Raw genomic sequence first — 22,211 nt, 5'->3', positions numbered from 1 at the left:
GGATGGGCGTGATGGACGTCGACACACAACTCGAATCTCAGATCGCGCAGTGGCGAGGGTATGTCTCGGGGCATCGGGTGATCGCGCCGTCCGATGTGGATGAACTGGAAGAGCACCTGCGTGAACAGGTTTCGGATCTGTCGACTGCGGGACTCACGTCGAGTGAAGCATTCCTCGTCGCGGTGGGGCGGATGGGTAGCGTCGACGACATCTCCCGCGAATTCGCGCGAGAACACTCCGACCGGCTGTGGAAACAGCTCGTGCTGGTCTCGGCCGATCCAGATGGCGGAGCCCGGCGCAGGCCGCGTGAACTCGGTGTGGTTCTCGCTCTGGCCGTTGCCGCTGGTCCGGTGGTCAAGGCCGGGGCCGACTGGCTTCCCGAACAGGTTCTCGTGCGCAGCCTGAGCATTCTGGTGCTGCGTTCCTCGTTGCGTACTTCGCGTGGAAGCGGAGCATGACCCTTCCGGGTATCGCGGCACTGGCAGCTCCGTTCGTGCTGGCCGCACTGGTGCTGAACGTCTACCCGTTCGACACTGGCGGAGCCACCGAGATCATCGCGGCGATTCACGCCCCGATCGTTCTGTGGCTCGTGGTCGGTGCAGCATACGTCGGCGGCGATTGGCGTTCGGACCACCGCCGCATGGACTTCGTCCGGTTCACCGGCGAATGGATCGTCTACATGGTTCTGCTCGCGCTCGGTGGGGGAGCGCTCATGGGCCTTACCGCAGGAACGTTCGCGGCGCTGGACATCGACATCGAGTGGTTCTTCGAAGCATGGGTCCTCCCGTTCGCGCCGGTGGGCGCGATGGTGGTGGCGGCGTGGCTCGTCGAAGCGAAGCAAGCGGTGATCGAGAACATCGCGCCCGTACTCACCCGTGTCTTCACGCCGCTGACGATCCTCATGCTGCTCGCGCTGTTCGCAGCATTCGTCGTCGCGTTCGGCTCGTCTCGGAGCGTTCTCGACGTCGACCGGGACCTGCTCATCCTGATGGACCTGATCCTCGTCCTCGTTCTGGGACTACTGCTGTATGCCATCTCCGCCCGCGATCCCCACACGGAGCCCGATGTGTTCGACGTGGCTCAGATGGTCCTCGTGGTGGCTGCGCTGGCCGTCAACGTCCTGATGCTCGTCGCCATGCTCACTCGCATCGTGGAGTTCGGCTTCACCGCGAACAAGGTAGTCGCACTCGGATTGAATCTGGTCCTGCTCGTCAACCTGTCCTGGGCGGCGTGGCTGGGCATCCGCTTCATCCGTGGGCGGTGCGGATTCGGTGCTGTCGAACGGTGGCAGATGCAGTATCTGCCCGTGTACGGAGCGTGGGCCACGCTGGTGGTCGTCGCGGTTCCGCCGATGTTCGGCTTCGTGTGACCTGAAAAGGTCAGATGGCAGAAAGGTGCTCGACCACGTACGGCCAGGGAATACGCTCCTGCTCGAGTCGGAGTCGTCCGTCGCGCACGAACTCGAACGCGGCTCGCTCGGTGGTGGTGAGATGCTCCGGGACGTGCCCCGCCGGCGTCGGCTCCGGAACGGTCAGATCACGCCACTGTGTCGCGGTGTCGACATCCATCAGCAGACTGCGTACGTGCGGCAGATGTTGTCGGAAGCGATCGAGTATCGCGAAGCCGTGCGTGTCGAGATCACCCCAATACACCACGTCCGAGGCCGCAAGCCACGGCACGGTGGCCAGTTCGTGCACCGAGTACCCGCCTCCGTGCACTGCTACCGCAGACGGCAGGTGGGGCAGAGCGTGCAGACCTTCCTTGTTCTCCAGCACCAATGTGGTCGAAGGATTCACGGGCAGGGAGGACAACTCGTCGATGGACGTCGCGAAGATTCGGGGAGCCGACGGCAGCAGCAACCGGTCGCACACTGCCACCTCGCACATCCGGGGCAAGGCCCGCACTCCGAGGTCGCGATCGCCGCGCACCCCCTCGAGCAGCGCCTCGACCGTGCCGCGATGCCGCGACACCCATTTCGTATCGACGCCCGGTATCGGCAGTTGACGTACGAGCAGCCCCGACCGCGGATGGGCGGCGAGCCAACCGACGACCCCGACGAGGCGCGCGAAATCCTCGTCGTCGAGGCCGAGCCACCGGGTGTGAGTGGACGCTACGGCCGCGGACAGTCCTGCAGTGCCCGGACCCAGTTCGTCGATCAGCCGTTGGCGACGGGCGATGAGCGTCCGCCATTCGGCGGCGCGTCCCGCGGCGGCGGCGATCTCGGCGGCGCCCGACAATGTGATGCGCACCGGAACGTCCTGGGTCCCGAAGCTGCGCCACCTGCGAGTTTCCCAGGAGACGGAGCCGCACCCAGCGTACGAATGCCAGCTGCGCACCCAGCTCACGGCCGCGTCGGGGTCGGCGGCGACTGCCGTCTCCGACGGTGGATGCAACGCGACCGTCACCGTGTCGACGGACGCGGCATCCGGGTCGCTTATCCAGCGGCTTCGCCGGCTTCGGTAAGCGGTGCGGGCCTTGTCGCCCACCGCAGCGGAGGACACGGCTTTCACGTCGGATCCTCGCTCTCGCCGTCACGGATCGGTAGCAGAGCCAACTGCGAGTACTTCTTGTCGCGGATACTCACGGCCGCAACCCCGTCCACATAGTCGTCGAGCGTCTGCAGCAACTTCAGTGGGGTCGCGAGCACCATGTGAAACCCGAACTGCGTGAACACGTCCAGTGCACGGCGCGTGTACGCGGGGTCGGCGCGGTCGAACGCCTCGTCGAGGATCACTGTGCCGTACCGCGGGAGTTCCGCATCGGCCGGTGCCAACTGGTATCGCAATGCTGCTGCAAGACAGAAGAACACGAGTTTCTGTGCCTGACCACCCGATAGTCCGGAACTCGAATCGTGGAAGTTGGTGTCGTTGCCCTCGAGATCGACCTCGACGCCGATGAACCCGACGTGCAGGCGGGTATCGAGCACGAGGCGTCTCCACCGCACGTCCGCGGGCTCCCCGGAGTCGAGACGCTCGAGAACAGCCGCCATCCGTTCGAAACGCCGCTCGGCGTCGGTGCGGTCTTCTTCCTTCCACGACCCGCTCATCAGCGAGACGAGTTCGGCGAGGAACTCGGATGCGGTGGCCGACCGGCGGTCCTTCACATCGATCCGCAGTATCCGATCGGTGTCGAACGGCGAGTGCCGCAGTGATTCGTTGACCGGATCGATACGCGACCGGATCTCACCCGGCGCACGCTGGATCGCCCGCGTGAGCTCACCGATGTTGCGGTGCGACTGATCGCTGAGCAGTCGGAAGAATTCGTCCTCGTAGGCGGGCAGACCGTCGGTGCGCAGCCGCGAGAGCACCGCCAGCGCCTCGTCGACGAACTCGGCGTCCGCGCGCATCTCGGCGCGTCGCGCCTCCCATTCGGCGAGATACGCGGTGAGGATGCGGGTGATGTCCCGCTCGGCGTCGCTGATCGCGCCGGCCGCACGCCGCTGCTCGTCTCCGATGGCCTTCCCCACAGTGTGCAGGGCACGGTCGATGTTGTCGTGGGTGACGCGGCGCGCCACCGCCTGGAAACGGTCGCGAATGCGCCTGGCCACTTCTGCGGGTGCATCGACGACCACTTCCGCGCGGACCTCGTCGAGCCGCGCGGTGAGCGCGGTGAGCTCGTTCCGATGTGACTCGAGCGCAGACCGAGCCGCCACCTGAGCGTCCTGCGCACCCTGCGCCTCGGTCTCGGCGCGTTCGAGAGCAGCGGTGAGGACCGAATACTCGGTGTTGCCGCGCAGCCACTCCTGCAGACGTTCGTCGATCGTCGCGAGGCTCGCGTCCGCGGTGGCGATATCGACGTCTGCCCACGCAGTATCGTGCACCGTGCCTGCCGCGTGGCGGCGCTGCTGGATCACCGTGTCGTCGTGCTCGAACCGGTCGCGGCGCCTCGCGAGCTCCCCGACCTCCGATTCGACGGCGACGATGCGGTCGCGCAACGCCACGAGCTTCGCCTCGTTGTCGAAACCGAGCACCCAGCGGCTCCGGTCGTCGACCCGGAACCGGTCGTCCTTCTCGAACCGGTCGCCACCGTGTTTGACCTGGCCCGCGCGGGTGACACCGCGCGTGACTCGCCGCAGATCGTCGGCGGTGTCGACACATGCGTAGTCGAACCGGTCGGCCAGATGATGCCGGATCCACGTCGTGAACGAACCGGCCTGCACGTCGAGTTTGCGAACGAGCGACTCGTTCGACGTACTCGGCGCATCCTTCGGTGTCGCGCCGAGACGCACCCGCCGATACACCAGTCGCGCGCCGAGATGCTGCGCGTCGATCGCGGCCGCGACCCGCGGATGTAGCTCGTCGGGCACGAGGAGGGTGCGGCCGAACCCCCCGAGCACTCGCTCGATCGCCCCGGTCCATTCGGCGTGTTCCGGAAGTACCTCGATCGACTCGCCTGCGAACGGAAGTGCATCTTCGGTCAGTCCTGCTGCAGCGCAGATCAGTTCGCGAGCACGGAGCAATTGGGTGTCGAGATTCGACCGGCGCTTCGCGAGCGTCTCTCGGTCGGCGACGAGCGTGCGTAGCAGCGCTTGACGTTCGGAGACGTCGGCGATGACCGAATGCAGCTGCGTGCGGCGCTCGCCGGCGCGGGCGTCGAGGTCGCGCAGTTCGGTGTCGATCTGGGCGCGGAGATGCGCGAATTCGGCGGCGGTCGTCGGTGTCTGCGCATCCCACACTGTGAGCGCTTGTTCGAGGGTTCGGAGTTGCCGAGAGATCCGCTCGCGTGTCTCCTCGGCGGTGTTGCGTCGCAGCCGGAGTGTGGCGAGTTGGCCGTCTCCGGCGCCTTCGAGCCGTGCCCTGAGCTCCACGGTGTGTTCGGAGGCGCATTTCGCCTCGTCGGCGGTCTTGTCGGCCGCGGCCTCGAGCAGCGAGGTCTGTGCGGTCGCCTCCTCGACGCGTTCGGTGAGCAGTCGCACGGTCATCTCGGTGTGCACGGCGTCGAGGTGATCGGCTTCGTCCTGCAGGTCGCGCTGTGTGTGCAGACCGAGTGTGCGGGTGTTGGCGAGGGCGACGAGCGGATCGAGCGTCTCCACCTGGCGTCGCGCGTCGATTACCACGCGGTGGGCCTCGTTCAGATCGCGGAACTGTTCGGTGGCGCGCCGCGCGATGTCGAACGTGCCGGGTTCGTCGAGCATGTAGTCGCGCAGGAGCTGGTCGAGGCTGCCCAGACTCTTCGCCGACAGCGTGCGGTGGAGCAGATGCTGCGCGGCTTCCGACGAGATTCCGAGCTTGTTGCGGAAAGCGCGTGCGAACGGCGAGTAGCTCGGGTTGACGGTGGCGTCGGGCCAGTTCTTGCGGATCGCTCGGGTATCGATGCCGCGGGAGACGAACGGTTCGAACTCGGTGAGGCGGACGTCGGCATCGAGGATCAGATGCAGTACCGACACGTCGCTGTTCGTGTTCGCGCCGCGTTTGAGATACATGAGTTTGATCAGGGTGACCGGCGAGGTGTCGTCGCCGGTGCGGTAGGTGAGGGCGACGGCGCTCCATGTTGCGCCCGTCCGCAGGTAGGACGACGTGAGCGCGTCGGTGTCGGCGTCGGCCTCACGTCGCCATGCACCGCGGATGTAGCTGACGAAGTTGCGGCCCGCGCCGGTCGTCGACTCCTGTGCGGCTGCGTTGAATCTGACGCTGCCACCGGGCATCAGCACCGTGGAGATCGCGTCGATGAGTGTCGATTTTCCCGACCCTGACGCACCTGTGATGAGGAAACCTTTGCGTGCCACGGGGACATCGTGGAATCCGTGGAGGGTTCCCCAGTTGACGACCTGGACGCGCGCGAGCCGGAACTGTGCCGGATGGATCGGTGACGTACTCACCTCGGGTTCTCCTCGAGGATGCTACCGAACTCCGCCTCCACTGCGGCGACCTGGTCGGCGTCGAACAATTGCCGCAGCACCGGCGAGACCTCCATTCGGCCCTCGGTGGTCGTGGGAACCAGCAGCGAGTACTCCTTGAGTTTGGTCCACGACGAGTTGACGCGTTTGCGGAAACCCGCGGGATCGGTGCTCGTCGCTGCCCGATACACCTCGAGTTGTTCGCCGACCTCGTCGAAGCCCACGATGACGCGTTCGCCGGGTTGCGCACGCAGCAACCGGTGCCGCAACGCGAGGATCATCACGGTGTCCATGAACGTGAGGCGCTGGGTGCGCAGTACCCTCGGCGTCTTGTGATCGCCGGTGTCCGCCGGCCGGGTGAATGCGAGAAGTTCGTCCTCGTCGACGACGAGGTCGAGGAACACGTCGGCGAGGCGCGAGCGAAGCACCTTTTCGTCTCGGATGACGGTGCGCCACACTTCGGGATGCTTGTCGGCGGTGATCAACGGCCCCTTCAGCAACTGCACGAGTGCCCGTCGTGTGTCGAGGCCCAGCTCGCCGGTGTCGCCCGGGTACAGGCCTGCGGTGTCGGTCATGAGGATTCCTCGGTGGAGAATACTGGGTCGGTGGGGTCGTAGCGGCGCCGACGGACCATCGCGACACGGAGCCGACCGTCCGGTGCTGTCCACCCGATGTCCTCGATGCCGTCGACGAGGTGTCCGTGCTCGGCTGCGAGCACGAGTAGCCCGACAGCGCTGGCGAGGCCCTGCGTGGCGGGGTGGTCTCGAAGGACGTCGGCGATCGTTGCGCTGCCTCGCACACGCAACGTGGAGGTGATGTTGTCGGCGAGTTCGTCCATGTCGATCTCTGATTCGCGGACGATCCGCCGGAGGCCGGCGAGGTCGACTTCGCCGATCTCGTTCGCCTGCACCGGTTCGGTGACGAGATCGTCGGCGGGATTGTGCAGGTGCAGCGCCGCTACGGAATCGATGGACATACCGATCCGAACCAGTTCCACATCGAGAACGTCGTACGGTCTGCGCAGCGGCGCGGCTTTCACTGCCTGCTGCTGAGCGGACCGCAGGAGCCGCTGCAGACGACGGTGCTCCTCGTAGTGCCGCGACTGCACGAAATGCCGCAGAGACCGCGACAGCGACGTCATGGTCGCGTGAACCTCGCTGCCCGATCGCTCCATCTCGGTGAGCAACGCGCGGAACCGGCGCCGCTGGTCGGGATCGAGGTCGTACGAGAAGGACCGCTGAAGCACCGTCTCGATCCACTCGTCGATCTGCGACGACCGTTCGGGGTCGATGATCATGTCGTAGAAATTGGTGAAGCTCCTGCCGGCGTCGGAGCTGCCGATCAGGTCGACCCCGCGAAATACCTCGCCGAGCGTGTTGCCGCGATCGCCGTCGTCGTCGAGGATGCGAGCGCGGAGCTCGCGGTTGAGTGCCTCGAGTTCAGCGCGAACCCGGGCGAAATCGCCGGGGATCTCCCCGGCCAACGCGAGAATCTCGCGAATCCGCTCGACAGCCCGAGTCTCGTCGAGGACCGAGAAGTCCCCCGATTCGACGGCCGCGATCTCACGGTCCAGCGCGTCGCGTTCGGCGCGCAACGCCGCGAGCCGGGTTTCGCTGCGTGGATCGGAGTCGCGGGCGAGATCGCGGAGTTGGCCCGCAAGTGTGGTGAGGCGGGATTCGGTGACGGAACTGGTGGCACTCGTCAGGCCCGCCACGAACGTGAGCGCGGCGAACGTCGACTCGCTGGGCTCGAGGGTTTCCTCCCGCGACTCCGTATCCGCACGGCGGAGCAGGTACCCGCCGCGCACCCAGTCGGCGCAGTAGGCCTGCCCGGTGCGGGGCACGTCGAATCCTTCGTCGCGAATCGACTGCAGGTCGGCGTCGAGCAACGCGAACAGTTCGGGCGCCGGGAGTCGCCGTGTGCCGTGATCGAAATGCGCACCCAACAGCGACAGCACCAGCGCCGCATTGTCGGCACGCAGCAGCGCCCACGCCGCATGCTCACGCTGCAGGCGATTGAGTCGATGTAGGTCGGCTGTGGCCACAAGGTTCCTCTCGGCGGTCGCGCCCATGCTGGCACAGCTCACCGACACATGCGGGTGGGATCGCACGGTTCGGGACCAACGGCGGTATCGCGCCGGTCGATTCCGTGCAACGCTTGTCCGCGGACCGGAGACCTACTCGGCGGAGGGCCGATACATGAAGGCACTGGTGTTCCACGGACCGGGCAAGCGAGTCTGGGAAGACGTCCCCGACCCACACCTCCAAGACCCGACCGACGCGATCGTGCGCGTCGATGCTGTCACCATCTGCGGAACCGACCTGCACATTCTCGGTGGCGACGTCCCCGAGGTGACGGACGGCCGCATCCTCGGCCACGAAGCCGTCGGTACGGTCGTCGAGGTAGGCCCCGGCGTGCAGACCCTGTCACCCGGCGACCGGGTACTGGTCTCGTGCGTCACCGCGTGCGGACGCTGCCGCTACTGCCGCGACACCAGCTACGGCCAGTGCCTGGGCGGTGGCGGCTGGATACTCGGGCATCTCATCGACGGCACCCAGGCCGAGCAGGTGCGCGTGCCGTTCGCCGACAACTCCACCCACCGCGTTCCCGACGGGGTGAGCGACGAACAGATGCTCATGCTCGCCGACATCCTTCCGACCTCCTACGAGGTCGGGGTGCTGAACGGACGGGTGAAACCGGCGGACATCGTCGTCATCATCGGCGCCGGACCCATCGGGCTCGCCGCGATCCTCGCGGCAAAGCTGATGAGTCCCAGTCACATTGTCGCCGTCGACCTCGCCGACAGCAGGCTCGACGCGGCGAAGGCGTTCGGCGCCGACGTCGTCGTCAACAGCGGTCGCGACGACGTCGCCGCGATCGTCCGCGACCTCACCGGAGGTCTCGGTGCCGATGTCACCATGGAAGCCGTCGGGATCCCGGCCACGTTCGAGCAGGCGGTCGCGCTGGTGCGGCCCGGTGGGCACGTCGCCAACATCGGGGTGCACGGAAAGCCCGCGACCCTGCATCTCGAGGACATCTGGATCAAGAACCTCACCATCACCACGGGCCTTGTCGACACTTACTCGACACCGACCCTGATCGGTCTGGTGGACAGTGGCAGGCTCGACACGTCGTCGATGATCACGCACCGCTTCGTGCTGGATCAGTTCGAGGAGGCCTACGACGTGTTCTCCCGTGCCGGTGAGACCGGTGCGCTCAAGGTGTTGCTCACGGCCTCGTCGTAGCGGGTTCGCTTGCCATGTCGGCGTGGGGTGCGGTCGGCGGTCCGAACGAGTGCGCGAGCACCGCACCCCAGTCGCGCCAGACCGGGCACGGTGGGGGCGCCCGGTGGTTCAAGAACCGGATTGCGGCGTCCTCGAACTGCGGCGACTTCGGCAGGTACGGGTGCGCGACCCGTGCAGGGCACCCATCGCGTTCGACGTCCAAGTGCCAACCGTGAGGCATGAGCGGCAGGTCGGTGGTCGACGTCAACGACAACGCACGGGCTTCCATCTGTTGCGCGAAGATCGACTCTGCAGCCCCCGGCGTCGCCAGCAGGTCGCGGGCAGCAGGAGAGTCCGGGTCGAAGTTGAAGTCGACGAGGTCGGTGATCGGTGCGGCCCAGCGCAGCAGATCCCCGAGTACTGCTTTCGGCGCGCGCAACCCCGGCGGCGGATAGCCGAGCGGTGTACTCGCAAACGGTCCCACGAGCAGAAGTCCATCCACCTCGACCCGTCCAGCCGCGACGGCATCCCACACCACCCACGCCGCATGCGAATGCGCTGCGACGACGAGGGGTCGTGGCAGCGGTTCGGCCTGCTCGACGAACAGGTCGACCTGCTGTGCGAACGCCACCTGGGTGTCGTCCGGCTCATACGGTGCGCCCGTCCGGATCGGGCACGTCGCGTCGCGTTGCGGTTGTCCGTCACCCGGCCCGGCATACGAGAAGTAATACACCTGATCGCAGGTGAATCCGAGCCGATGGACGTCCGTCGCGTGGATCGCACCACGCCCGGATTTCGAGTTGATGCCCGACAGAATCAGCAACGACCCGGCCTGCCTCGGACCCGGCTCCGGTGTGTCGTAGCTGCGGGTGGCGACGAAGACGGTCCACGACGCCGCGAACACCGCGACGGTTGCCGCGAGCGCCACGAGAGGCCGGCGAACCGGTGGACGCTCCATCATGCGTATCGCGATGCCTGTGACCAGTGCAGAGACAGGCACCAGCGGGATCGCCGACCACGTGTCGGCGACTGCTCCGAGCAGGACGATCGCCGCGCCGTACGGAATCATCACCTCGACCCGCAGTCCGCGTCGCCATGCCAGGGTCATCGACGACCGCAGGGTGTCGGCGCCCTGCCACGGCACCGGGCCGACGATCAGGACCATCGCCGCGATCAGGGTGACGGCAGGCCAGAAGATCCGCGAGTAGAGCACCGAGTACGACGCAGTGGCGGAGAACGCAGCGAGGGCGGTCGGTGCGAACGCGATCGCATAGAAGGCCATCGCGACACGCCAGCGGTGCATTCCGCCCATCAGCCACGCCAGCAGCGCGATCCTGCACGCACCGACAACCGTGAGCAGGAAGAGGAACTGGGGCCACGAATCGGTGGCCACGAGCAGCACCCGCAGATCAGCGAACATATCCAGAGGAGGCAACGCCACCAGGTGCACCAGACCCGGCCAGGTGGGGATCACTCCCGTCCAGGCCAGGAGCACGACCAGCACCGTGGTCGCCGCGAACGGCCACCACCGCGTGCGAATCATTCTCGTATCCATCGGGTTCCCGTCGCCCCCTCGACTGTAGGCCGAAACGGTGGCGTCAGTGCGCTCGATCGAGTGCCCACATCCGGTGCCGCGCGACTGCGCGCTCGAACCGCCGCGCAACCACCTCGAAGTTCTTCAGCTCCTCCGGATCCCAGCGGACGACCTCGAGACCCAGGTCGCGCAGCCCGTCCTCCCAGCGCCTCTCGTCGATGAGGTCTTGTGGCTCGGTGAACTTCTCGTGGCCGTCGAACTCTCCGACAACCCCGAGGTCTTCCCAGTAGAAATCGACCCGAACACGTCGACCGTCGACAGTGACGAGTTCGCGTTGGAGGTCGGGGGCGGGCAGGCCGTACTCGAGTATCCGGATCCTCGACAGCGACTCACCGACACTCTCGCTACGGCCGTCGAGGAATTGCAACACCGACGACGCCGACACCAGCCCGTAGCGACAGCGGGATGCCTCGAGCACACGGGGTATCTGTGTTGCTGCGCTCGGGTCGGAACGCAAAGCCGCATCTCCGACGGCGATGGCCTGGTCGCGGGGGAGAGTCCGGGCGAGGTCGACGACGGTGCGAGCAACCGACGTCACCGGAACGCCGAGCACCTGCGTGATCTCTCCATCGTCCCAGTTCGTGGTGTGTGCGTGCAGACCGGACGTCACACGGCCACTGCGGCTGGGAGGACGCGAGACGTGGACGCGGCGCAGCGGCACGTCCCACACGTCGATGCCGTGGAGTACCGCGGCCGAGATGTGGCTGATCGCCTCGTCGGTGTCCAGGCCGGAAGCGATGTGTCGCGCGTGCACGCGGTGACGTCCGACCGGTCCGAGCGCATCGAAGTCCTTGCGCCACAGATACAGTCCGTGAGCGATGCCGGCGAGCTCGCCCGAGCGCAACGCCTTACTGATGTGGTGCTCGGACATACCCGACGCGGCGAGTGATTTCCTGGTGAGTCCCCGTGGTTCGTACATGAGCGGATACTCCCGCTCGACGAGCCGCGTGTGGCATCGAAAGTCGCGTTGTGGCCGAATCTGTGGATGAAATGTGCGCCTGTGGACAACTTCAGAACAGGCGCGGGGTCGCGTGCGAGCCGTCGCGCACCTCGGCCATGCGGGCATCCCACCGTTCGACGAGCCACATCTCCACCAGCTCCGGCCGAGTCCTGATCTTTTCGGCCCACCCGCTGAGGAGCCCCACGTAGCGGAAATATCGGCGCAACGTGAAATCGGCGACCGCCGGATCCTCCAACCAGCCCTCGTGCACAAGTGTCGACACACCGTGCTGATCGAGCAACTGCGCGGGACCGGCATCGGTATGGACATCGACGGCCCACAGATATGTTGCGAACAGCGGAACCCCCACGCCGGGGGTGTCGGGCCATCCCAACCACGTGAGTCGGGAGTTGTCGGGCAGCGACTTCGTCTTCGCGCAGTAATCGAGGACGCCTTTGATCTTGCCGAGGGGGTCGCGTCCGGACGGCGCGTGGGCGTCGAAGACATTCGGGAACCGGCGCGCCGAGCGTCGGCGGGGGTGCGCGCTGCGCCAGGCCGCGCACAGGAACAGCAGCCCCAGACCGTCGTGATCGGTCTGGACGAGCTCACTGCCCAGACGCAGGTCGTTGCGGGGGACGACGGCCTTGCCACTGGTGACGACGCGCCCATCGAGATTGCGTCCACGCAGCCGAATGTCGTGTCCGGCGTCCTCGAGGTGGTCGTTCCACCACTTCAGATCGACGGTCACGCCGTCATCGAGGACCTGCAGGTCGTACATGCGAAGACGGCACCAGTCGGCGCAGGCTGTCGGGGGCTCGAACCCTTCGTCGTACGCATGCATGCAGGTCAGCCTGCCACGAGAATGTCATTGCCCCCGGTGATGACACGCGGGGCGTGATCGACTCGATGCTGTTCGGTCAGACCTCGGAACCAGAATCGATCGCCTGAAGCCGGCGGACCCAGTCGAACTCGGCCTCGAGGAACGCTTCGCCGCCGGAGGCGAAGGCATCCTGCAGTTGTGTGAAGGCTTCGATGAATTGGTCGACCCGTTCTTGGGCCGATTCTGGGGTCCCGGCTGCCTTTCGGGCGTAGCCGGCGGCGAGTTGTTTTGCCGACTCGAACTCCCCGAAGCCGTGTGTACGGGTGAGTTCGTTCGCGATAATTTTCGCGTCCTTCAGGGCGTCGAGCGCCGTCTGGCAGATCGCGACGATCTCCTCGATGACATGTGGTTCGAGTCGGACGAACTCGCTCATGTGGGCTCTCTTTCTCGACTGGCTCCGGTGTGGCGGTTCAGCGGTCCAGATGGGGCTCGAACAGGGCAACGGCCTTTTCGAGACCTGCGCACCATTCGTCGAGCGGTAGTTTGCGCGCGTCATCGGGGAAGCGGGTTCGGCTGAAGATCACGATGCCGAAGTCGGCACGCAAGGTGATCGCGCAAGTGTTTTTGTTGTGTGGGTCGAGTTGGAGGAGGGCGTCTCGTCCGCTGACGCTGGTATGGCTGGAAATGTGGCCGTTCTTGTCCCATTCCTCTTCCAGCGTGACGTTTCCTGCCAGGACGCTAAGTCGATCGTCGCCGGAGTCGGAGGTTGTGCCTTTGAATCGGCAGCCGAGGAAGCTGTAGGACTCCATCGGGTGTTGCGTGGCGTGCTTCGACTTCGGGTCGTATCGGGCGTCGACGAGCACGTCGTCGGGGATGTCGAGGCAGGGGTCGAAAGTGATCGCCGGCCGGCCGGACTCGTCGACGACGCGGGGCGTGCGTGTCGTCGAGGTGATGGTCTCGGCTGCGCTCGGTTGCTCCTCGGGTGGTGCGTCGGTCCCGCATGCCGTTGTTGCTGCGATGAGAGCGATGCTCCCCGCGACACGTTTCCACCCGCCCACGCGACCCCCCGATCCGCTGAATACCGGGGGAGACGCTAGCAGATCGAACGGGGTCGCCGAAGCTAGCAGGGCAAATGTGAACCTCGCAGCCCTGCTGGCTTACTGCCAGGGCTGCGAGGTTCACATCAGGGCTGCTTACTTCCGGTGTCGTGGAAAGCAGCAAGGTCGTAGTCGACGACGACAGGTGCGTGATCGCTGATCCGACGATCGGGGGCCGGATCGCGATCGGTGCCCGCGGACACTGCGGAACGCGCGAGCGCGGGGGTGGCGAGGTGGTAGTCGATACGCCAGCCGACGTCGTTCGCGAAGGACTGCCCGAGCCACGACCACCACGAATACGGGCCGTCGACGTCCGGATGGTGCCTGCGCACCACATCGACGAGGGTGCGCGGAGAGAGGATCGAATCGAACCACTCGCGTTCCTCCGGGAGGAAGCCCTCGGCTTGATTGCTGCGCCGCCAGTTCCGGACGTCGTACCGGGTGTGCGCGATGTTGAGGTCGCCCATCAACAGCAACTCGCGACCAGCCGCGCGGGCTGTGCGCCGTGATCTCGTGAGCTGACGGGCGAACGCGTCGAGGAAGCGCATCTTGCGGTCGTAGCGTGCGCCACCGTCCGGTGCCTCCCGCATCCGTCCGGGTTTCTGCAGGTGGGCGGGCAGGCCGCCTTTCGGCAGATACAGCGACGCCACCGTGATGGGTGCGTCCGCGAGGTCGACCTCGACGTATCTTCCCTGGTCGGCGAACTCGCGCAGACCTCGGGCAACGGGAGTGGGTTCCACGTCGACCGTCTCGATGTGGTCGTCGCCGGGATGTCGTAAGAGCGCTGTGCCGCTCCAGGTGCGCACCGCGCTCGGTTCCTTGCGGGTCAGGATTGCGACGCCGTTGCGACCGGGCAGCGTCCCCTCGTCGTAGGTGATGTGGTGGTCGCCGAACACGCCGTCCGGAATCGCCGATGCGGGGGCGCGGAGCTCCTGCAACGCCACCACGTCGGGGTCTCGCTCCCGCAACCATTTCTCGAACCCGCGACGTTGTGCCGCGCGAATCCCATTGATGTTGAATGTTGCGATGCGCATGGTCATTTCGACCGTCCGTTCACGACATCCAGTTGCTGCTGGATCTCCTCGACGCCGATACCGAAGTTCCCGAAGCTCAGCACTCTTCCGAGCGGCATCGACGCCGCCATCTCGAGGACCGCCGGGTCGAGGGCCGGAGCCTGGCCGTCGGATGCGGCAAAGATACTCGAAAGAACTGCTGCTGCCTCAGGGTTGGAGAGAATCTCTCCGATCGACGACTCCAGGGTCAACGGGACGGAAACGTCGTCACCGTCGATGCCGACGGTGCATGTGGCTCGGATGTCGCGACTCGAAGCACCGATGTCGACACGGTAGGTGCCACCTTCGACCACCCACCCATCGACGCGGGTATCCCAGTACGCGAGGTCTGTGCGGCGAACAGGTATCTCGACCTTTCGTGATTCTCCGGCATCGAGGCGTACCTTCGCGAATCCCTTCAACTCACGGGGTGCGCGGGCTACGGCGGAGTCGGGCATCCCGACGTACACCTGGACGACGTCGGAACCCGGCCGCTCACCGGTGTTGGTGACGGTCACGGTCACGGTCAGGTCGTCACCCACGGTCACCGTTGCGTCGGAGTACTCGAATGTCGTATACGACAGACCGTGTCCGAAGGGAAACGACACGTCGGTTTCTCTGGCATCGAAACCGCGGTATCCGACGAACAGGCCTTCGCCGTAGCGGACGTGCCCGTGCTCGCCCGGAAAATCGGTGTACGACGGTGTGTCCTCGAGTCGCACAGGAATAGTCTCGGCGAGCCGGCCCGCAGGATCGGCCAGCCCATACAGCACGTCGGCGACCGCACCGCCACCGGCTTGCCCGAGCAGCCAGCCCTCGATGATCGCGGGTACGCGATCGGCGAAACCGGACAAGCGCACGACACCGCCGTTCGACAGCACGACCACGGTGTTCGGATTCGCCGCGGCCACGGCGTCGAGCAGCTCGGTCTGTTCCGAGGGCAGTTCGAGATCGGTGCGGTCGAAACCTTCGGATTCGAGCGCGGCGGGTACACCGACGAACACCACGGCAACGTCGGAGGCACGCGCCGCATCGGTCGCGGCGGCGCGCAACTCGTCGGTGGTCTTGCCGTCGTCGAGATAGCCGGGAGCGAACGCGACATCCACCGAGGCCAACGCCTGGATCTCGTCGAGCGCGTTGTCGAGGCGAGTCGGGTTGATCCGTGACGACCCGGCACCCTGATACCGCGGGGTACGGGCCAGCTCGCCGATCACGGCAACCCTCGTCTCGGTCGCAAGCGGCAGGACCTCGTTGTTCTTCAACAGCACCACGCACTCCGCGGCGACCCGGCGGGCAAGCGCGTGGTGTTCATCGGCATCGAATACGGCGTCGGGGTCGATCGCCGCCGTTCCGACGAGATCGGTCACCCGCCCCGCGGCAATATCGACCACGGACTCGTCGAGTTCCCCCGCCCGCACCGCGTCGACGATTTCCTGATCGGTCCGTCCACCCGTGGACGGCATCTCCAGGTCGAGGCCTGCCTCCAGCGCTGCGACGCGGTCGGATACGGCACCCCAGTCGCTGACGACGACGCCGTCGAAACTCCACTCGCCTCGCAGAACCTCGGTGAGCAGCCAGCGGTTCTGCGACGCGTACACGCCGTTGATCCGGTTGTACGAGCACATCACCGTCCACGGTTGAGCGTCTTCGACCACGCGCTGGAACCCGCGCAGGTAGATCTCCCGAAGCGGACGCGGGTCGATATCCGCGGAGACCCGCATCCGGTCGGTTTCCTGATTGTTGGCTGCGAAATGCTTCAGCGACGCCCCGACGCCCTGTGATTGGATCCCGCGAACGAGTGCGGCGCCGAGCGCACCCGACAACAACGGATCCTCGGACAGGTACTCGAAGTTGCGTCCACACAGCGGCGACCGTTTGATGTTGATTCCGGGGCCGAGCAGCACACTCACCTGCGACGCACGGGCCTCGACACCGAGCGCGGCACCGACCCGTTCGAGCAGTTCGGGGTCGAACGAGCATCCCATCGCAACGGCAGGCGGAAAGCAGGTGGCGGGCACCGAGTCGGCGAGACCGAGGTGATCGCCACCCTCGACCTGTTTGCGGACACCGTGGGGGCCATCGGTCAGCATTATCGATGGAATACCCACCCGCGAAACAGGTTTCGTGAACCAGAAGTTCAACCCGCTGGTCAGGCCTGCTTTCTCCTCGAGCGTCAACTCGGACAGTGTTCGGGCGAGATCTGTCATGCTGCTCCTCCGAAATCGGCGTCGGCAGCAGACTATCGCTCCGAGCGGTCTACTCGGGGACCACCGCGATCGCGTCGATCTCGACCAGCGCCCCAGGCCGGGCGTGCCCCGCAGTAGTGACGACGGTGATGGCCGTACGTCGATCACCCCACACCGACCTCGACGCCGCGTATCCGACCTGCGCATCTACCCCGTCGACCATGTAGATGTCGAGCTTGACCACATGATCCGGGCCCGACCCCGCAGCGGCCAGCACAGCTAAGACGTTCTTCATAGCTTGCACGGTTTGCGCTTCGATGCCGTCGAGCATGGCTCCGGAGCCGTCGGTGCCGAGCTGACCACCGACATAGACCGTCTTGCCGGCCGGTGCGATCACCCCCTGAGCGAAAGCGGGGCTGTAGGCGAGCTCGTCGGGATCGACCAGTGTGATCATGATTTCTTACCTTCTCTCGGGGTGTGTACGTACAGGTCGCGCAGGAGCGAGACCTCGGACAGGTGGTGGATCAGTTCGCGGTGGATGTGCAGCACGAGGTCGGCCACCGCGAGCTCGGGGTAGGGCTCCTTGTCGCCGACCGGGGCGATCAGTTCGGTGTAGCTGAGGCTGCGGACGCCTTTCACCCATACGTCGAGCTGGGTTTCGAGTTGGTCGAGCGCTTCTCGTGCGGTGCCCGCATACTCCCAGGACTCGTACGACGCCGGAGGTGCGCCGAAATGCGATGCGTTGCGTCCGGCCAGCACACCGACGATCACGTGTCCGAGCCGCCACGCGATCGTGGTGAACGGTGCAGGGTCCGGCTGCGGGAAGGCGAAGTCGATGGTGAAATCGCCTGCGCCGGCCTGCAGGGGCGCGGTCGAGGCGCCCCGAGGCCGGACATTCCAAGGGTCCGGCACTGGAGACCAGAAGTACTCGTCGTCCGTGAGACCCTGGAGTCGGGCGCGGATCTGATTGTTCCAGTGCCACTCCCACTGCTCGAGCAGAGAATTGTTCCAGTCGAATTCGGTAGCCATGGAGATACTGTGGCACCACAAGAGGACAGGATCGGTCCGCTGCATCTGGCACTCTGAAACTTATGGACGACACCACCGAGCGGGTACTGACCTTGCTCGGTCTGCTGCAACAGCGACAGGTCTGGACCGGCCCCGAGCTCGCTGATCGGCTCGGCGTCACGCCCCGCACCATCCGGCGCGACGTCGAGCGGCTGCGCAACCTCGGATACCCGGTGCATGCCAGCAAGGGCATCGGTGGCGGCTACCAGCTCGGACCCGGTCAGGATCTGCCCCCGTTACTCCTCGACGACGACGAAGCGATCGTCACCGCGGTTGCTCTGCTCGCCGGTGCGGGTGGCGCGATCGCGAGTGGCGGCGACGCGGCGCTCAGAGCCCTGACCAAGCTCGACCAGGTGCTTCCTGCCCGTTTGCGACACGAGGTGCGTGCCCTGTCGGTGTCGGTGGAGTCCTTCGGTGGAGGTCGCGACCCCGTCGACCCCGAGGCGCTCATGACACTCGCGCGGGCCTGCCGCGACGAGGTGGAGATCGGATTCGATTATCGCTCGACGCCGCGACGGATCGAGCCCTACCGCCTCGTCGCCTCCGATCGACGCTGGTACCTGCTCGCATACGACCTCGACCGCGACGACTGGCGTAGCTTCCGCGTCGACCGGATGTCTACGGTGATGCTACGGACGTGGCGGTTCCGTCCGCGCGCAGCACCCGACGCGGCGACCTACGTGCAGGAAGGTGTCGCGAGTCGGGTGTATCGGCAGCAAGCGCGGTTCCTGGTCCGTGCACCGGCCGAGACGGTGCGCCGCCAGATCTCGGCGTCTGCGGCGGTGGTGAAACCTCGGGATCGTGACACCTGTGAACTGATCAGTGGTGCAGACAATCTCGATATCGTTCTGTGGCACGTGCTCACGTTGGGACACGAGTTCGACGTCCTCGAGCCTCCGGAACTCGCGGCACGGTGTGCTGAGCTGGGGGAGAGACTCACTGCCGCAGGGGTGCGTTCTTAGCTGTATCTGCCGGCGCGTTCAGCGACGATCGGCAGTAGCTCACCCGGACATATCGGAAGCAGGCGCAGTAGAGGTGCTCTCGGAGCGGTCAGTGGGTACCGCACATCAAAGTGCTTCGATCGGGAAGGTCCTGATGGATGTTGTGAGGAAGCTGCTCGACCCCGCCGGACGTACCTACACGGACGCCTCCGGAAGCACGCTGAAGGGCACTCCGAAGCTGTTTTTCCAGTTGCTGGTGCTCGCGTGAACTGGCCGACCGCGTCGAATCCGAGTACCGCAGCGACCGTCGAGGGCTCGCGAAACGAAGGTGAACATGTCGATTCTGTTCGACAACTTTACTCTGCTCGACAACTTCACAGAGGCAGGCTGGTGGGGGTGCAGGCGTCGTGGAAAAAGCGGGTGCAGTTCGATATCAGATTCTGCCGTGCCTGTGGCCGGACCGGTCGGTGGGTTGGTGGAGCGCGACCTGCATGACGGCGACGGAGCTGAGTCCTCCCAGGAGAATGAGCAGCAACAGGGCGACGTTGAGAGTCATCGGATCGTCCTTCCAGAGCGCAAACCATTCGGTGCGGGATGTGATGCATGTCACCAGATGGTGAGACCTTTCTACCGCACCGAGTCGGTCGGCGCTACTCGGACGGCTGCACGTCGGATTCGTTGGGGCCGAGGGCCCGCCGTGGACGCGGGGCCGAGGCGGGATCATCTTCTGCGACCCTCGCGTAGCCCGTCGTCGGAGCACGTGCCGACTGTCGTCGTTCAGGTCGTGTCCGTGCGCGGCCGTGAGCATCAGGTCGGCCGCCGGCAACCGGGATCGAGCGGTCGGTCCGGTTGTCCGTGACGATTCTCGTGTAATGCCGGCGGTCACAACCCGGCGACGATGCGAGTGCCACTGCCCGGCAGACGTGTTCATCGTGCTTGGAGACCCCACCCCGAGCACTGCGCCCCGGCATCAGCTGAAGCCGACCACATGGGTAGGATCGGCTCGATTACTGCGGTAGAGAAACCTGCCACCTTCGCGGCAGGTGAGGTGTGCCTGCATGCACCCTCGAGAAAGAGCCCGCCGATGCCCCAGAACTCCTCGCTTGACGATCTCGATGTGATCGCCAGAGTCGACGCCGTCGCGACAGCTCTGGATGAGTTGCGAGGGCGCTTCGGCGCCGGACAGCCCACTACCACCGCGTTTCTCGAGCAGCTGTGTCGGTGGGCAGTCGATACGGTTCCCGGTGCTGACATGGCAGGTATCACGCTTGTTGATGCGGACGGCACCGCGACCACTCCCGCGTACACCGACCCGCGCGTGGTCGAGATCGGTGTCGACCAATACCGGACCGGTCAGGGGCCCTGCCTCGAGGCTGCCGCCACCCATACAGTTGTCCGGGTTCGATTCGACGAGCTTCCGGATTGCTGGCCCGCCTTTGCTGCCAAAGCGACGGTTCTGATGGCGCGGCAGGTGTCCGACGACGACACCGGCGACACCGAATTCGCGAACACCTACGCTGCATACGAGGAACTGCCGAGCGATGACAAGGCGGAGCTCGAGGGTGTGCGCGTCGTGCACAGCTTCGCGGCATCTCAGCTGCTCGTGTACCCCGATCCCGATCCGAAGGAACGGGCGGCGTGGGACCGCAATCCCTCGCGTGAGCACCCGCTGGTCTGGACCCGAGGGTCCGGGAAGAAGTCCATGGTGCTCGGGTCCACCGCCGAGCGGGTCGTCGGCAGATCGGAGGACGAAAGCAAAGAACTGCTGACGCGGCTTCTGGAGTGGTCGACGCAGGATCGCTTCACACTCCGGCGCAAGTGGCGGGTGGGCGACGTCGTCATCTGGGACAACACCGGCATGCTGCACCGCGCCTGCCCGTACGGAGAGCAGTCGGCACGTCTGATGCTCCGCACATCACTCGTCGGTGAGGAGGTCGTGCAATGACCACCAAGGTTGCACTCGTGACGGGTGGTGGTTCCGGCATCGGCCGGGCCATCTCGCACCGGCTCGCCGCGGATGGCTTTTCGGTGGCTGTCCTCGACCTGAATGCCGCATCGGCCAAGACGGTTGTGGAGGAAATTCTCGAGAAAGGCCACACTGCAGCAGCATTCGGTGACGTCGACGTGTCGGACCGATCTCAGGTGGACGCGGCTGTCGAAAGCGTGGGGGAAAGCCTCGGGTCGGTATCGGTTCTCGTCAACAACGCAGGTATCACCGGCTTCAAGAAGTTCGGACACATCACCGACGAAGTGTGGGAACGCACCCTCGCGATCAATCTGTCCGGCCCGTTCTACGCGTGCCAGGCCGTGGTGCCCGACATGACGAAGGCCGGGTGGGGGAGGATCGTCAACATCTCGTCGTCCAGCGCCCAAGGCGGCCAGCAGTTCATGACGCACTATGTGGCGTCGAAGGCCGGACTCGTCGGCTTCACGAAATCGCTCGCATTGGAGCTGGGCCCGGAAGGCATCACCGTCAACACCATCCCGCCCGGTTTCGTGGACACCCCGATGCTACGAGGCTCGGAACGTGATGGCCTGCTCGGTGGCAGCGTCGACGAACACGCCGACCGAACCCCCGTCCGGCGACCCGGCAAGCCCGAAGACATCGCGGCGGCGTGCTCATTTCTGTGTTCGGAGGGGGCCGGCTACATCACGGGCCAGGTCATCGGCGTGAACGGTGGTCGTAACACCTGATCTTCCGGATAGGTCTCAGCACAACATGATTCCCGCGACGGTTCCGGCTTCCCACAGCAGCAGTTGTTGCTGTGGGAAGCAGGCTTTCGCGCGGGAAGGGCGGGTCGGTTACGTGTCGACGTCGATCGACTGAAGCTGTCGTACCCAGTCGAATTCGGTGCCGAGGAACGCTTCGCCGCCTGAAGCGAATGCGTCGCGTAGTTGGGTGAGGGCGTCGATGAACTGCTCGACGCGCTCGCGGGCGGACTCGGGTGTGCCGGCGCCTTTCCGGGCGTAGCCGGCGGCGAGTTGCTTGGCGGACTCGAAGTCGCCGAAGTTGTGTCCGATGGCGAGATAGTCCGCAATTCTCGGTTCAACGCTTCAACAGGGGTTCAACAGAAGTGATGAAGCTCTCGAACCCTGAACACCACTTGTCTTGAGGTACTGGACCGGTGTGGTCCTTCTGATAAATCCTGCTGAAGATGACCACTCCGAAATCGGTTTGGAGCGCGTATCTGCACGTGTCAAGTGTGTTCGGGTCAACCTCGACTAGCGCGGACCGTCCATTGATTGTGGTTGCCGCCGCCACATGGCCGTTCTTCTCCAACCCTCGTCGAGGGAGACATTGCCGGCCATGACATTCAAGTCGTATCGAGCTAAGGCACCGGGCACACTGATGGTTCCCTCGTACGAGCACCCCAGAAACGTGTACGACCCCATCGGCATGTCCGCGAACTCTTTGTGTGCCGCGTCGTACCCTGCCGCGGTCATCACGTCGTC

At 65.5% G+C, this 22,211-nt stretch carries 20 protein-coding genes; 6 read left to right on the top strand and 14 right to left on the bottom strand.

What is annotated here, in order from left to right; translation table 11 throughout:
• Window positions 1-2: 2 nt before the first annotated feature.
• Both HCA61_RS26775 and HCA61_RS26770 read left to right on the top strand, forming a co-directional pair.
• Window positions 3-458, top strand: a complete 456-nt coding sequence (locus tag HCA61_RS26775; RefSeq protein ID WP_346777530.1) for a permease prefix domain 1-containing protein — start codon at window positions 3-5, stop codon at window positions 456-458.
• Window positions 455-1,369 (top strand): hypothetical protein, encoded by a 915-nt coding sequence (locus HCA61_RS26770; protein ID WP_346777506.1) that lies wholly within the window; start codon window positions 455-457, stop codon window positions 1,367-1,369. The genes HCA61_RS26775 and HCA61_RS26770 overlap by 4 nt, the downstream gene beginning before the upstream one ends.
• A 10-nt stretch (window positions 1,370-1,379) precedes the next feature.
• Here HCA61_RS26770 and HCA61_RS07060 read toward each other — a convergent pair whose 3' ends face one another.
• From HCA61_RS07060 to HCA61_RS07045, 4 genes are read right to left on the bottom strand one after another with little or no spacing between them, the layout of a single operon-like run.
• Window positions 1,380-2,510 carry a Wadjet anti-phage system protein JetD domain-containing protein gene (locus HCA61_RS07060; RefSeq protein WP_346777505.1) on the bottom strand — a complete coding sequence of 377 codons (1,131 nt, stop codon included), beginning with the start codon at window positions 2,508-2,510 and terminating at the stop codon, window positions 1,380-1,382.
• On the bottom strand, window positions 2,507-5,818 hold the full coding sequence (locus HCA61_RS07055; protein ID WP_169687502.1) for an ATP-binding protein: 3,312 nt from the start codon (window positions 5,816-5,818) through the stop codon (window positions 2,507-2,509). The genes HCA61_RS07060 and HCA61_RS07055 overlap by 4 nt, the downstream gene beginning before the upstream one ends.
• Window positions 5,815-6,411, bottom strand: a complete 597-nt coding sequence (locus tag HCA61_RS07050) for a DUF4194 domain-containing protein (protein ID WP_169687501.1) — start codon at window positions 6,409-6,411, stop codon at window positions 5,815-5,817. Before HCA61_RS07050 ends, HCA61_RS07055 begins: the two co-directional genes overlap by 4 nt.
• A complete protein-coding gene (locus HCA61_RS07045) occupies window positions 6,408-7,907 on the bottom strand; it encodes a DUF3375 domain-containing protein (protein ID WP_206039777.1) in 1,500 nt (499 codons plus the stop codon). The genes HCA61_RS07050 and HCA61_RS07045 overlap by 4 nt, the downstream gene beginning before the upstream one ends.
• Before the next feature lie 127 nt (window positions 7,908-8,034).
• On the opposite strand from HCA61_RS07045, the gene HCA61_RS07040 reads away from it, so the two are divergent.
• Complete coding sequence (locus HCA61_RS07040; RefSeq protein ID WP_169687938.1) at window positions 8,035-9,081, top strand: zinc-dependent alcohol dehydrogenase family protein; 1,047 nt, start codon at window positions 8,035-8,037, stop codon at window positions 9,079-9,081.
• Here the strand turns inward: HCA61_RS07040 and HCA61_RS07035 are convergent.
• The 9 genes from HCA61_RS07035 to HCA61_RS06995 all read right to left on the bottom strand — a co-directional run bounded on the left by HCA61_RS07035 (window position 9,065) and on the right by HCA61_RS06995 (window position 17,778).
• Window positions 9,065-10,603: a hypothetical protein gene (locus HCA61_RS07035; RefSeq protein ID WP_169687499.1), complete on the bottom strand. Its 1,539-nt coding sequence runs from the start codon at window positions 10,601-10,603 to the stop codon at window positions 9,065-9,067. The two genes, HCA61_RS07040 and HCA61_RS07035, sit on opposite strands and share 17 nt — an antisense overlap.
• Before the next feature lie 55 nt (window positions 10,604-10,658).
• Window positions 10,659-11,573: a type IV toxin-antitoxin system AbiEi family antitoxin domain-containing protein gene (locus HCA61_RS07030; RefSeq protein WP_169687498.1), complete on the bottom strand. Its 915-nt coding sequence runs from the start codon at window positions 11,571-11,573 to the stop codon at window positions 10,659-10,661.
• Between the two features lie 91 nt (window positions 11,574-11,664).
• Window positions 11,665-12,435 carry a hypothetical protein gene (locus HCA61_RS07025; RefSeq protein WP_169687497.1) on the bottom strand — a complete coding sequence of 257 codons (771 nt, stop codon included), beginning with the start codon at window positions 12,433-12,435 and terminating at the stop codon, window positions 11,665-11,667.
• Window positions 12,436-12,511: 76 nt separating this feature from the next.
• Window positions 12,512-12,847 carry a hypothetical protein gene (locus HCA61_RS07020; RefSeq protein WP_169687496.1) on the bottom strand — a complete coding sequence of 112 codons (336 nt, stop codon included), beginning with the start codon at window positions 12,845-12,847 and terminating at the stop codon, window positions 12,512-12,514.
• A gap of 37 nt (window positions 12,848-12,884) precedes the next feature.
• Window positions 12,885-13,472, bottom strand: coding sequence for a DUF3558 domain-containing protein (locus HCA61_RS07015; RefSeq protein ID WP_169687495.1), 588 nt, complete (start codon window positions 13,470-13,472; stop codon window positions 12,885-12,887).
• A gap of 125 nt (window positions 13,473-13,597) precedes the next feature.
• A complete protein-coding gene (locus HCA61_RS07010) occupies window positions 13,598-14,545 on the bottom strand; it encodes an exodeoxyribonuclease III (RefSeq protein ID WP_169687937.1) in 948 nt (315 codons plus the stop codon).
• A 2-nt stretch (window positions 14,546-14,547) separates the two neighbouring features.
• Window positions 14,548-16,770 (bottom strand): glycoside hydrolase family 3 C-terminal domain-containing protein, encoded by a 2,223-nt coding sequence (locus HCA61_RS07005; protein ID WP_169687494.1) that lies wholly within the window; start codon window positions 16,768-16,770, stop codon window positions 14,548-14,550.
• A gap of 49 nt (window positions 16,771-16,819) precedes the next feature.
• A complete protein-coding gene (locus HCA61_RS07000; RefSeq protein ID WP_169687493.1) occupies window positions 16,820-17,203 on the bottom strand; it encodes a RidA family protein in 384 nt (127 codons plus the stop codon).
• Entirely contained in the window at window positions 17,200-17,778 is a 579-nt protein-coding gene (locus HCA61_RS06995; protein WP_169687492.1) for a DinB family protein, read from the bottom strand. The genes HCA61_RS07000 and HCA61_RS06995 overlap by 4 nt, the downstream gene beginning before the upstream one ends.
• A gap of 62 nt (window positions 17,779-17,840) precedes the next feature.
• On the opposite strand from HCA61_RS06995, the gene HCA61_RS06990 reads away from it, so the two are divergent.
• On the top strand, window positions 17,841-18,779 hold the full coding sequence (locus tag HCA61_RS06990; RefSeq protein WP_169687491.1) for a WYL domain-containing protein: 939 nt from the start codon (window positions 17,841-17,843) through the stop codon (window positions 18,777-18,779).
• A gap of 412 nt (window positions 18,780-19,191) precedes the next feature.
• On the opposite strand, the gene HCA61_RS26570 is transcribed toward HCA61_RS06990, so the two are convergent.
• Window positions 19,192-19,314, bottom strand: a complete 123-nt coding sequence (locus HCA61_RS26570) for a hypothetical protein (protein ID WP_277351996.1) — start codon at window positions 19,312-19,314, stop codon at window positions 19,192-19,194.
• Window positions 19,315-19,842: 528 nt separating this feature from the next.
• Here HCA61_RS26570 and HCA61_RS06985 point away from each other — a divergent pair.
• Both HCA61_RS06985 and HCA61_RS06980 read left to right on the top strand, forming a co-directional pair.
• A complete protein-coding gene (locus HCA61_RS06985; RefSeq protein WP_240959034.1) occupies window positions 19,843-20,703 on the top strand; it encodes a TauD/TfdA family dioxygenase in 861 nt (286 codons plus the stop codon).
• Window positions 20,700-21,452 carry an SDR family NAD(P)-dependent oxidoreductase gene (locus tag HCA61_RS06980; RefSeq protein ID WP_169687490.1) on the top strand — a complete coding sequence of 251 codons (753 nt, stop codon included), beginning with the start codon at window positions 20,700-20,702 and terminating at the stop codon, window positions 21,450-21,452. Before HCA61_RS06985 ends, HCA61_RS06980 begins: the two co-directional genes overlap by 4 nt.
• The last annotated feature ends 759 nt before the right edge of the window (window positions 21,453-22,211 follow it).

Source organism: Rhodococcus sp. HNM0563, assembly GCF_012726195.1.
In the GTDB taxonomy this organism is placed as follows: domain Bacteria; phylum Actinomycetota; class Actinomycetes; order Mycobacteriales; family Mycobacteriaceae; genus Rhodococcus.
This window is presented reverse-complemented; position numbering and strand designations above follow the sequence as displayed.